Consider the following 11808-nt stretch of genomic DNA (forward strand, 5'->3'; position numbering starts at 1 on the left):
GGAAAGATTGCCTACCGCTTAACGCGAATCAGTTCGTCCAGCATGTCGTCGGCGGTCGTGATGATCTTCGCGTTTGCTGAGTAAGCGCGTTGGGCAATGATCATGCTCGTGAACTCCTCTGCGAGGTCCACGGTTGAAGCCTCAAGGGCGGAGGCCGCAACTTTCCCGGCTGTACCCGTGTTGGCGAAGTTTAGGAAGAAGTTGCCGGAAGCGTCCGTCTGGCCATAAACGTTGCCGTTCTTCGGCTCCAGCCCGTTTGGGTTGGCGAAGGTCGCCAGTGGGATTCGGAAGATCGCCCGCGAGTCCCCGTTATCGAACTGAGCTGTCACGACTCCTTGATCGTTGATATTGACGCCGGTGAAACTGCCGAAGCTGACGCCGTTCTGATTAACGAAAGAGACGAAGAAGTCGCTCGAGAACTGCGTTACGCCATCGGTCTGGCCGGTGCCAATTGGCCCAGCCGTGCCTAGGTTGAGCGCAATCGTGCTGTTGGTGGCACCGTTTGCCCAGTCGATGTTGGCCGTGGCCACGTTGAAGCTGTTCGGCGTTCCATCTCCGTTGAAGGTGGCGCCCGGCCCGCTTGCCGTCAAGGCTGCGACCGTAAACGGGTCAACCTGCGACACGAAAGGCGAGGAGGAAACAACCGGGCCGTCCGCAACCGCGACGGCAGCCCCGGCTGCAGCCTGGGTGATAAACATGGAATTGATGTTCTGACCCGTCCCGCCCGTAAAGCGTCCGGTTCCCGGCACGGCCGAGCCGTCGATGGCCGTCTTCAGGGCGCTGATCGCTTGTGCGATCGTCACCGCGGCGCTGATATCTACTTCGACGTTGCCGGCACCAACGACGCCGGCTCCGTCCGTAAATTCGAAGGTCGTTCCGGCAAGCGTGATCGTATCGCCAAGGACTGCGCCGCCGGTGCTTGCCGTCGGAAGGCGGGTAAAGTCAAGACGCCCGCTGGAGGCGTATGTCTGACCGGACGCGTTGAGGAGAGTCACGACAGACGTGTCCGGTATTGCGGTTGCTGAAATATCCCACACGTTGGGCGTCGCTTGCTTCGTCCAGGTCATTTGCAGGTTGTGGTCAACGCCAAGCGAGTCGAAAGCAAGGACATTCATGACATGAGCATCGCCAGCCGTGGCTTCAGCCGGCACGTTGGCGCCGACCGTGACGGCGGTTGTTCCTGAGGCACTGCCGGCCAAGCTCGAAATATTCACGGTTGTGAGGTCCGTCAGAAGGTTATTATTGACCGTCGTCGGAGTCCCGACCGTGTCCGTGACCCAACCCTGAAGGTAGAAGCCGGCGGCGTTCCGGAGCGAACCGGTTTCGTCCACCGAAAATTGGCCGGCGCGTGTGAAGAAACGTTGGTCGTTCGCACCCGGGGTTCGGTTCGCGGTGACGACGAAAAGGCCGTTTCCGGAGACGGCAAGATCCGTTGCCGAGGCCGAGTTCTGCAACAAACCCTGCCGCTCGATCTGGAAGAAGGGTCTGGTGCTGACGCCTCCCGGTGCGTAGGACGATTGCAGGGATTGCTGAACGACCAGGGTATGAAACCGCGGCGAAACGGCCTTGTAGCCCACCGTGTTCATGTTCGAGATATTATCTGCAATCATTCCAAGCGCCTGACCTTGTGCGTTCAGGCCGGAAACGCTCGAGAACATTGCTCCAAAAACGCTCATTTTCCTTCTCCTATGTCTATCCCTTGTCGCGAGATGATCCTCAAAAGTCCCTTACACACCGTTTGCTTGCGAGCCTTTCGGCTTTACCGATACGACGTCTGTCATCGGCACGCCGATGCCGTTGAGAGAAAGCAGGACAGAACCATCCACCGTCGTCTCGAAGCCGGTAACCGTGCCGATGATTCCGGTTTCGACGGCGACCGGCTTGTTGTTTGCGTCAATGGCGGTCACGACAATGGAATATTTGCCATCCGGCTGGGCTATGCCATTGCTATCCAGGCCATTCCAGGTAAAGGTGTGACGGCCGGCTGCCGTCGCGCCGGAGGTGGTGTGGACGAGCTGGCCAACCTCGTTGAAAACCGAAATTTTTGTCGAGGAAGCAGTGCCGGCGAGGCCATAGCTGAATTCGGCAGTGCCGTTCGTCAGCATGTTCAATTTTCCAAAGGCTTCGATCTGCATGCCGATGAAGCCGACCGCGTTGGATATCTGGCTCGCCTTCTGAAGATCGATCAAGGACGCCAGATTGCTGTTCGTATTGATGGCCTGCTCCACGGCGCTGAATTGGACGAGTTGCGTCGTAAACTCCTTCGCATCCATCGGCGAGAGCGGATCCTGATTCTGCATTTGCGCCGTAAGTAGCTTTAGGAAGTCGTCAAAGTTTTCCGCAAGCGCGGCGCCGGCTCCCGCGGCCTTAAGGCCGGCTGTGGACGTTCCAATTCCTCCGATTTGCATGTTCCGCTCTCCTATACCCGGATATCGACGAAACCATCGCCGACGACCCAGTAGTTGTAATTTTCCAAAGCCGTTGTTTCCGTATCGGTCACCGCTGGATCGGAATCCTTCACCGAAGAAGAATCAGCACCTTCCGCGCCAGTCGGCGTTCGGCCGTTCCCTTCGCCGCGCAGCTGGAAGTGCAGGCTATTCGAATCCGCGCGCAGGCCGGAATCCTGAAGCGCGCGCTCCAGCGTGCGCGCGTCCCGTTGCAAAAGGTCCAGCGTCTCCGGTCGCTCGACGGAAACGACAGCCGTTACCTTGCCGTCCTTGCCCACTTCCATCTTGACGTCGATATGGCCGAGAGAAGCCGGTTTCAGTTGAATGCGAATCCGGTCCAGGCCGTCCGCCGCTGCCCGCTTCAAATGAAGGGCTATCTGATCGGTCATCACCGGCGGCGGGGTTGCCGTTCGCTCTGCCGTGGCCGTGGCCGCGATGGCGATCGGCCGTCTCGCCGCTTCGCTTGTCATGTTCGGGGGCAAAAGACTTTCGGTTGAAGTCTCCGTCATTACCGATGCGGCGACGTTCGTAGGGACGGCGTGCATGCCGGCCGCCAGCGGAATCGGGCCGTTTGGATTTGCCGGAATAGGATGAAAAAGCGTCTTGGCGGCGTCGAAGGCCGGTTGGCCGATTAGCACTTTCTCCTGCCGGAATTTGGCGAGAACGTCTGGTTTCCCGTTGCCGGTGAAGGCGAAGGCGTTGTCCGGCAAGCCGTCCTCCCCGTCCTGTGGCAGCATGGCCTCCTTGCCGGTGAGGCGGGGGTCCGCGGCGGCTACCGTGCTCGGCAGTGCGGCACCTTCGGCCATCAAGCGCTGCAGGCCCAATGGCGTCTGGATATCGCCTGTGGCACGGATGGCCTGAGCCAACGGATTGGCCTTCCCATGACCCTCGATTGCCTCCGCAATGCCTTGGAGGCGATCCGCCGCCGGCGGCCAATTCGTCAGAATCAGTCCGGCCGGGATGGCGGGTGCGTCCGGGTGTTCGGGGTGCGCCTCGCTAGGTGTCGCGGCCAGGCCAGATAGGTTTATGTCGCCGTCCGGCGTCGTGCTCTGTTCAATTGGCGCCTCTACATCCATCGGATTATTGATTTTTGCCTTGTTCTCGGCTGCCCCCGTCTCTTCCACCTCGTCGAGGGAGGCGGGTTTGCTTTCGGCCGCGACAAAAGCGTTCCCTTCATCGCTGTCCTTTGCTTTTTCCTTGCGCTCTTGGCTGTCGGCCGTCCTTGTCGGACGGTCGGTTTTTGTTTTCACCGGACGGTCGCTGCCATGATCGGCCTTTGCGGTCTCAGTCTTTGCGGTCTCGATCGGCGGGCGCTTGTCGCTCTCCAGTTGCAGGAGCTGATCGAACGGAACGAGCGGAGCCGCGCCTTCGCCGACCCGCTTGGAAACCTGCGCCAAATTCGACGCAATCTGCTTTACCGATACGAATTCCATTTACCGTCTTCCTGACTTTACGTTTTGTCTTCCTGACCGCTAGCTTCAATAGATCAAAAACTCACCTTCGCTTGGCCTGGAAATTTGCATGTCGAGATTTTCCCAGGAATTTAACAAGGACTCGAGAAGGCGCGCGCCTTCCAGGGCCGGTTGCGGATCGTTCTTGAGATTGACGTCCGGCAAACGCCGCAGGAGGTATTTGTAGATCTGGCCCAGATTCTTTGCGATATCGCCTCCGCGTTCGAGGTCCAATGTCAGATAGAGGTGGGCGAGGATATTTGTCGCCTTGGCGCTTGTCTTGTAGCGCATCTCAATATTCCCGCGCTCGATGGCGACCAGGCTTGCCTTCAACGCAACCAGGGCCTCTCGGTAAAGCATGACGATCAAATGGGATTGGGACGCACCCATGATCTCGTCGTAGCTGTAGTTCATGCTGCCTTCGAAAGGCGCGATTGTTTTTTCGCCTTTCTTGCATTGGGACGTTGGATGCAGTTTGTTCATGGCAAGAAGGAGAGCAAATGGCGGGCCAACTCCTATGCTTATTTATCTATATGATAAATAAGGAAAAAATTGGGATTTTCTTGGCCGATGTCCGGACCGGCGGCGAAACCGGGAAAAAGCTGCTGGGCCGGTATGGCAATTTCTGCCCAGCTAACAAGCATCAATGATGAAAAGATGGCGCCATCGGCAGCGATGGCGGGGCGAGGGAAGTGGCCTTGTGATCTTCAGGCCGAAACGGCGATGTTTTTCTTGGAAAGCGCGTCTGAGGCTGTCGGCGCCTCGGCGATGGGGGCAGGCCCTTGATTGGCGAGCTCATGCCAGGAGGCGCGAAGAGGCTCGAGCAGGGCGATGACATCGAGGGCTGGCTTGGGGTCGTTGTTGACATCTACCAAGAAAAGCCGGGCAAGCATAAAACGGTAGAGGCGATCTAGGTTCTCGGCAATCTCGCCGCCACGGCTGTGATCGAGCGTGGCGGAAAGATGCGTGAGGATTTCCTGGGCGCGCAGGTTTGCATTCCACCGCGCCTGGATATTCCCGACCTCAATTGCGTGAACGGCGTCCTTCAGACTGTCGATCGCCTTGTCGTAGAGCATGGCGACCAGCTTCACGCCCGGCGCCGTCAGGATGCGCTGCATCTTGTAGATATTCGAGGCCTTGTGTTCCACGCGCTGTTCCTTGGTTGATGCCCTTACCATCGCATGCCGTAGTTAACTACTTGTGAAAAAAAGATAATATTTTCGTATTTTTTATTCGAATTCAAAATTTTCGACCGTCCTGCGGCGCCTACGGCTGCGACGTCAGCGGCGCGTCTTTCCGTCAATTCTGGTTTTTCGAACGAAGATCGGTCGAGAGTTTCAGATTGTCGAGAATGCGTTGCATCGAGGAAAGAGCCTGTTCCATGGCGATGAACTTGGCGAGAAGAGATTGGCGTTCCCGCTCGAGGCGCCCAAGCTGTTCCGTGATTCGGCGGGCCGTCAGCGTGTTCTGATCCTTCAAGGCGTTCGTTTCCGTCCGGATGGTGCCGTTTGTCAAATTCAACGTCGAATCCAAGACGGCGTACATCTGGGCGCCGAGTCCAACCGTATAGTTGACCGAAACGTTACTGGCGTCTTTCGTGCCCGAGTATAAAAGTTTGAGGCCGTTCGCGCCGGTTAAGTTCGTCGCCGTGATCGTCTTGCCGCTGACCGTCGCCGAACCGGCAACCCCGTTGATGGTAGCGCTTAGAATGCTGGCGTTGAGATCTTTCGCGACGCCGAGCTGGCTGATCAGGTCGCCGCTGTCGGTGAAGCCAAGCTCGGTGCTGTCGTCGGCGACGATGTCGATATGGAATTCGCCATTTTGCTCGAGGATAAGGGCGGAAACACCGGCAACGGCGTTGATGGCGTTCGCGATAGCCTGAAGGCTGTCGGTCGCGGCGTAGTTGATCGTCCCGCCCGGGATCGGTGTGCCCGTGGCATCAAGGATCTGGAACGAGCTGTTGAGATTGCCGGCGAGGTAATTGCCGATCCCGGAAGTCTTGCTAGTGACAACCGAGGTTTCGGCGAACAGGCCGGCCCCGATGTTAATCGTAATCGCGGCCGTGCCTGGCCCCGTCGAGGTGAGTGGGTTCAGCGTGAGGACGGCGATCTCCTGGCCGTTCACGACGATGCCGACGGTATGCGGATTGCCATCCTCGAGGTCGGCCGTCGTCGCCGTATCGTTCGAGCCGTTGAAGGCGGCGTCCAGCACGAAGGTGACGCCGGCGGTCGCGTCGAAGAGCGTGCTTCCCAAGCCATCCGACGTAAGGTTTAGGCTAAGCCGCCCGGTCGCCGCGCTGTAGACCGACGAGGCGGCGCCCGTAAGCAGGGCTTGAAGCGTGGGCTCCGTGAAACCGCCGTTTGCGTCGTTTGCGTTCGTTACGTTTCCGAAAGTAACAAAACCGACGGCGGAAGTGTCCGCGTTGGGGTTGGCGGTAATATTCTGGGTCCGGTCGAAGGCGGTGCCGTTGCCGGTCAGCGTCAGCGTGATGAAGGCTTCCGGGAAGGTGATATCCACCGTTTGCCCGGCGCCAAGATTGTTGCCGACGCCGGCCGCCGCGTTGAGGGCGGCGGTGATGTTGACGGTGCTGGCAATGCCGGTCGCCAGGTTGACGATGGTGAAGTTTTCCATTGCCGCGTCGTAGCTATAGCGGAAGGATTCGCCGGAAAACACTTGGTCGCCGAACTGGATCTGGCTGATGCCATTGCTGGCCGGCATGCCGGTCATGGCATAGCTTGGCGTAAACACCGTGTCGTTGGCGATCGAATTGCTGATATAGCGATCGTCGAAATCAACGTTAAGCGTGTAGCCGGAGGCGTTGAAGGACGTCGCGCCGGTGAAGCTAAGCAATGAGACGTTTGGGTTCGACGAGGTAAGGTCAAAAGCGAAAAGCCGCCGGACGTCTTCCGGGTTGTTGAGAAGGGCGGTATCCAGCGCCTCCTCGTTGAGGACGAGCTTGTTCGCGTCCAGCGGGTTATCGGGGTTCAACTGCTTGAACGTGATCCCGATTTGGCGAAGGACGCTGAATTGGCTGTTTACGCCCTGGACGCCTCGCCCGAGGATCCCGCCGAGCTGGGCGGAGAGCTGTGAGAGCGTCGTGGAGCCGAAAAGGATCGCGTCCTTGGCCGGGGCGCCGGTCGTTGGATCGACCTGGAAATGCTTGTTAATGAACTCCCGGCCGGCGTTGTAGGTATCAACGAAACTCTGAACGTTCGTCTTGACGGCGCTCAGGTTCCGCTCGACGTCGATTTTAACCGTCGTGCCGGCCTCGGCCTGGAAAAGGGTGATCGTCATGCCCGTGAAAAGGTCTTTGATCGTGTTGGTGTCCCGTTCGATCACCTTCAAATTCGGCTTTGTGAAATTCAACGAAGTCAGCAAGTTGTTGGTGTCGTTCCCAAGCGTGATGGCGGCGCCGTCGTCCTTCGTGATCCGCAGGCGGAACTGGCCGGAATCGGCGACGACCTGGGCCGATATCCCGCCGATGGCGTCGATCGTCGCCGCCAGGGTGGTGAGACTGTCCGTATCCGCATAGTTGACGGTTCCGAGCAGCACCCCGTTTGCGTTACGAATTTGAAAACTGTGGGCGCCGGCGGTTACCGAAGTATAGCCGCTGAAGGGCGCCGCGCTGTTTGCCACCAGGGCGGACTGGTAGAACGACGAATCGAGAATGCCATCTGCCGTGAAGCGCGCCTTCTGGGCCGCCTGAAGCTCTGTCTTGACGCCGGTACCGGAGAGAATGCCTAGCGTGTTCAGGGGCGAACCCGCGCCATCCGTAAGCACCAGGGCCTTTCCCGTTTCGGCGGCCGTAACAACGAGGTAGTTTTCCGTCGCGCTTACCGAAACGACGCTTGCGGACACCTTCGTCGCATTCGTTCCCGTGTTCGCGTTGTTGATCTTGTCGCGGACATCCAGCAGCGTATCCGAGCTGGAAAGGTTGATCGTCGCCGAATTACCGCCGGCAAGCCCGATCGTGAACGAGGAATTGTCCGCGATCCCGGCGATGGCCGTCGTCGCGCTTGTGAAGGCATTGCTGCTCACCTTATGGGCGGTGGCGATCTGCTGAATCGCGATCGTGTGGCTTCCAATGGGGGCCGAACTGGTTACGCTGACGCCCAGCAAATTGGCGGCGGCCGAAGGCGTGCCGGCGTCGATGCGCGAGGTCGAGGCGAAGGCCTGTTTCAATGCGAAAGCGTTGGTGATGCCGTCCACGCTCACGGCGCCGCGGAGCGTATTCAGGGCAAGACGAAATTGTCCGAGAAGCCCTTCAAATTCCTGAAGGGCCGCGATTCGCGTTTCGTTGTTGGTGGTCTTTGTTTGAAGCTTGTCGATGGGAATTTTTCGGGCCGCGATCAACTGATCAACGATGCCGACGAAATCAATGCCGGAGGTGAGGCCGGAGAACCGCGTCAAACCGTTCTGTCCAACGGAAAAATTATTCAGATTTATAGGGTTTTCCATATCGGCTTTCGAAAAATACCCCTTGGATTATGCCTTCCCGAACTTCTTGGAATTTGCATTCCACCCCTGGAAGAGAAGGACGAGGGAGAGGGGATTTTTCCCCTCTCCCAAGCCTTTGGGCTTACTGGAACAACCGCAACAGGTTCTGCGGCAGCTGGTTGGCTTGCGCCAGCATGGCCACACCAGCCTGAAGCAGGACTTGCTTGCTGGTAAAGGCCGTCATTTCGGCGGCCACATCCAGATCCAACAGTTGGCTCCGGGCAGCTTCCGCGTTCTCGATCGCCGACGCGAGGTTCGCGGAGGCAAAGGAGAGTCGGTTCTGCGCCGCACCGATCGAAGACCGGCCGGTGTTCAGCGTGGTGATCGCAGCCGAGACCGCAGTCGAAGCGGTTTCTGCGTTCGCCCCGGTCGCGCCATCGATCTGGATCGTTGCGCTGTCAACGCCCAGTACCTGACCCGTCGCCGACGCGACGCTGAAGGTCAGATCGTCTTCCGTGGAAACGTTACCGGTACCAATCTTGAAGGTGAAAGACGTCGATCCGCCAGACGCGGTGTAGTCGTTGTAGATCATCGCCTGACCGAGATTGATCTCGATGAAGCCACCGGTCGCAGCCGTCGTCGTAGACGTCACGCCGGAAAGCGTCAACGTGGCGAGCACTTGACCACCGACCGTGATGTTGACGGCTGCGCCGCCCGCTGCGAGCGTGTGCAGGGTGTTGACGCCAGAACCAAAGTTAACCCCGGCAAGCGCCAGGAAGTCGATCTGGTTTGCACCGGCGTTGTTCCCCACCGCGATGCGGAGGACACCGGTTGTCGCATCATAACCGGCACCGTTCGCATCCAACGCCGTGAGCCCGGCCAAAGCCGTCACCGCACCCGCGACCGTCACGCCGGTCGTCGCGAATGAAGCAGCAGCCGTCAAGGCCGAAATCTGGGCGTTCGCCGCAACCACGTTGTTCGTGGTCGTGGGGGCGATCGCCGCCGTCCGATCGAACTGGTCGTTGATCGTGAGCGTAACCCCCAGGTTGGTCAGCGTGATCTTGCCCGTTTGGCCGGCGGTAAGCGTGTTGCCGGTCATGAGCGCGTCAAGCTGGCTCTGGATGTTGACGGTCGCCGTGTTCGGCCCGGAACCGGCCGCGTCGAGCTTGGTGAGCGTCAACTGGTTCGCCCCATCGTAGGTAACCCGATAAAGGTTATTGTCCTGCGCATGGAGCGACGTGCTGAAGTCCACCGACTGGATGCCGACGGCGGAAAGGGCCGACGTCGAGCTGGTGGCGTTGGTCGAAGAACCCGAAATCAGCTTCACCCCGTTGAACTCCGTATCGTTCGCGATACGAGAGACTTCGTTCTGAAGTGACAGGAACTCCGTCTGCAGGATCGAACGCTCGGTCGAAGAAAGCTGACCCGAAGCCGATTGAACCGCCAGCGCTTTCATCCGGATGAGGATGTCGTTGATAGCGGTGTAGGCACCGTCCGCGATCTGCAACAGAGAGCCAGCCTGACCGGCGTTGACGCCCGCCTGACGCTGGGCCGCGACTTCCGCCGCAAGACGGGAACCAATAGCCAGCGACGCGGCGTCGTCGGCGGCGGAAAGCACCCGCGTACCGGACGACAGCTTTGCCAGCGAGTTTGACGCCGCCATGTCGGTCCGCATCAAATTGCGGTGGGCGACGTTGGCAGCAAAGTTAGAGATTAGATTGAGAGCCATTTTAGTCTCCTACTTGGATTGTCAAAGTTAGCTTCCTGCTAACCAGGGGATGCTTAACGCACCACGACCGCGCGCAACGCACGAAGCCGCAGTCTTTCAAAAGCAATTCCAATGCCAATTCTATATTTTCCAAAATTCGTTGGAAACACTCGGAAAATTTTCGATAGATTATTTGAATAACCGGCAATTTTTGCCCAGGGCGGCAAAATTTACCGGAACGAGGACCGGAAGGTGGCAATTTTTGCCGAAGAATCCGAAACGGTTTCTGATCAAAAGAATCAAAGAACATGACGAATCGCATAGTCCGGGTTGGCGAGCACGCATTGGCGGCCAACATGCCGCCGGGTGTCCACGAAGATCGGCGCCCGCAGATTGGCCGAGATCACGGATTTTCCATCTTCCTGGCGGGCCGTGAGAATGAGTAGGACAGCCCCGTCTTCTTTCTGGATGGCGAGCTGTTCGTAGATTTCCTCCATGTCCTTTCTGGCGATCAGCCCCGCATCCAAGTCGAGTGGCGATACCAGGAAGGAAAGCGCCGGGTCCTCCAGGCATTGCAGAATCTTGAAATGGGAGAATTCCCGCTTCGGGAAATTCGCCAGACCAAAATTGTGATAAGCGGTAAACCCGAGAAGCCCCTTCGGCAGGCGCACCAGATTGTTCGGGCCGAACCGAAGTTCGCCGAACCGGCTGGGAATCGTCATCTTGCCGGCGGCATCCTCACTCCCCATCGGGGACGGCAAATCCGCCTGATATTTATTCTGAAGTATCATGGTGTTGTCCTCCGTTTCCACTCGCATTCGGTTGCTTCCCGCTAACGCAGGAAATTCAGCAGGGACAGCGACGACAGCCTGGCCAGCACCATGAACGAGGCCTCCAGGTGCAACTGGTCGTTTGACAATTTCGTCATCGCCGCCGCAACGTCCACGTTCTCGATGTCGCCCACGGTTTCCTGCGCTTTGAGCAGGGCATCCGTATGGATCGTGTTAGCCAACTCCAACGTCTTGATCGAAGCACCTATGCCGGTGCGGATGTCGGGAATTTCATTGACGGCTTCCTCGGCAAGTCTCAGGGCTTCCTCCAGCCGAGTCCGATCCAGCGGCGAGGTGACCGTCGTCTGGGCAAGGCGGAGGGATCGGATCAATTTTTCGAAACCGGATGCATTCGCCCGAACGCCGTAGGTTACATCCAAATCGTCGTCGGCATGGGCGGTCAAGGTGGCGTCGTTACCCTGGTAATAGTCCGTATCTGCGAGCGAGGGGTAAGCGGGCGGAGGCGCCGGAAAATTCGGGTCATTCAAATCAACGGGCGGGGTGTCCGTTTTGGTGCCGGAAAAAAGATAGCGGCCCTCTATATCGACGTTTAGAAGGCCCGATACCATTTGCAGGCGATTCGTCGCCTCGGTATTGATGGCGATGTTGGTGGCGTTATTGTCCGTGTTGAGCGCGCTGATCAAAAGGGTGCGGAAATCCGTCGCGATATCGAAGATCTGCGACGTGTGCGTCTCCATCGTTTGCAGACGTTGAACGACCTGCTGGTTGTTGAGCAGAAAACGGTCCATGCGCTTTTGTGCCGACTTCAGGTTGACGAGCCGGTTTGCGTCAGGTGCAATTTGCCAATAACGCTCCGCGACTTTCTGGGTCGAGATTTGGTTTTGGGTCTCCAGGATCTGCTTCTGCGTATCAAAAATGCGCTTCAGAAGCTTCGTTTCTTGGGCAAGATTGGCGATTGTCGAAGAGATCATGTT

At 58.3% G+C, this 11808-nt stretch carries 9 protein-coding genes; all 9 read right to left on the bottom strand.

Translation table 11 applies throughout. From position 1 onward, the window contains the following. Positions 1-11: 11 nt before the first annotated feature. On the bottom strand, positions 12-1676 hold the full coding sequence (locus tag AB1781_00165) for a flagellar hook-basal body complex protein (protein ID MEW5702996.1): 1665 nt from the start codon (positions 1674-1676) through the stop codon (positions 12-14). Positions 1677-1727: 51 nt separating this feature from the next. Beyond that, complete coding sequence (locus AB1781_00170; protein MEW5702997.1) at positions 1728-2408, bottom strand: flagellar hook capping FlgD N-terminal domain-containing protein; 681 nt, start codon at positions 2406-2408, stop codon at positions 1728-1730. A gap of 11 nt (positions 2409-2419) precedes the next feature. After that, positions 2420-3880 carry a flagellar hook-length control protein FliK gene (locus AB1781_00175; protein ID MEW5702998.1) on the bottom strand — a complete coding sequence of 487 codons (1461 nt, stop codon included), beginning with the start codon at positions 3878-3880 and terminating at the stop codon, positions 2420-2422. A 45-nt stretch (positions 3881-3925) separates the two neighbouring features. Further along, positions 3926-4312 carry a flagellar export chaperone FliS gene (gene fliS / locus AB1781_00180; protein MEW5702999.1) on the bottom strand — a complete coding sequence of 129 codons (387 nt, stop codon included), beginning with the start codon at positions 4310-4312 and terminating at the stop codon, positions 3926-3928. A gap of 293 nt (positions 4313-4605) precedes the next feature. After that, positions 4606-5046, bottom strand: a complete 441-nt coding sequence (fliS, locus tag AB1781_00185; protein ID MEW5703000.1) for a flagellar export chaperone FliS — start codon at positions 5044-5046, stop codon at positions 4606-4608. A 151-nt stretch (positions 5047-5197) separates the two neighbouring features. Next, on the bottom strand, positions 5198-8356 hold the full coding sequence (gene fliD / locus AB1781_00190) for a flagellar filament capping protein FliD (protein ID MEW5703001.1): 3159 nt from the start codon (positions 8354-8356) through the stop codon (positions 5198-5200). 121 nt (positions 8357-8477) lie between these two features. Further along, entirely contained in the window at positions 8478-10064 is a 1587-nt protein-coding gene (locus tag AB1781_00195; protein MEW5703002.1) for a flagellin, read from the bottom strand. A 278-nt stretch (positions 10065-10342) separates the two neighbouring features. Next, positions 10343-10861, bottom strand: coding sequence for a flagellar assembly protein FliW (gene fliW / locus AB1781_00200; protein ID MEW5703003.1), 519 nt, complete (start codon positions 10859-10861; stop codon positions 10343-10345). 14 nt (positions 10862-10875) lie between these two features. Then, the gene (locus AB1781_00205) at positions 10876-11805 is read right to left on the bottom strand and encodes a flagellin (protein MEW5703004.1); all 930 of its coding nucleotides are present in this window, start codon (positions 11803-11805) and stop codon (positions 10876-10878) included. Positions 11806-11808: the final 3 nt, after the last annotated feature.

It is taken from the genome of Pseudomonadota bacterium (assembly GCA_040752895.1).
Lineage (GTDB): Bacteria > Pseudomonadota > Alphaproteobacteria.

What these genes read in the sequence shown, in the direction of transcription:
- AB1781_00165 (MEW5702996.1), bottom strand. Translation starts at nt 1,676, where the DNA reads ATGAGCGTTTTTGGAGCAATGTTCTCGAGCGTTTCCGGCCTGAACGCA.
- AB1781_00170 (MEW5702997.1), bottom strand. Translation starts at nt 2,408, where the DNA reads ATGCAAATCGGAGGAATTGGAACGTCCACAGCCGGCCTTAAGGCCGCG.
- AB1781_00175 (MEW5702998.1), bottom strand. Translation starts at nt 3,880, where the DNA reads ATGGAATTCGTATCGGTAAAGCAGATTGCGTCGAATTTGGCGCAGGTT.
- AB1781_00195 (MEW5703002.1), bottom strand. Translation starts at nt 10,064, where the DNA reads ATGGCTCTCAATCTAATCTCTAACTTTGCTGCCAACGTCGCCCACCGC.
- fliS (MEW5702999.1), bottom strand. Translation starts at nt 4,312, where the DNA reads ATGAACTACAGCTACGACGAGATCATGGGTGCGTCCCAATCCCATTTG.
- AB1781_00205 (MEW5703004.1), bottom strand. Translation starts at nt 11,805, where the DNA reads ATGATCTCTTCGACAATCGCCAATCTTGCCCAAGAAACGAAGCTTCTG.
- fliD (MEW5703001.1), bottom strand. Translation starts at nt 8,356, where the DNA reads ATGGAAAACCCTATAAATCTGAATAATTTTTCCGTTGGACAGAACGGT.
- fliW (MEW5703003.1), bottom strand. Translation starts at nt 10,861, where the DNA reads ATGCGAGTGGAAACGGAGGACAACACCATGATACTTCAGAATAAATAT.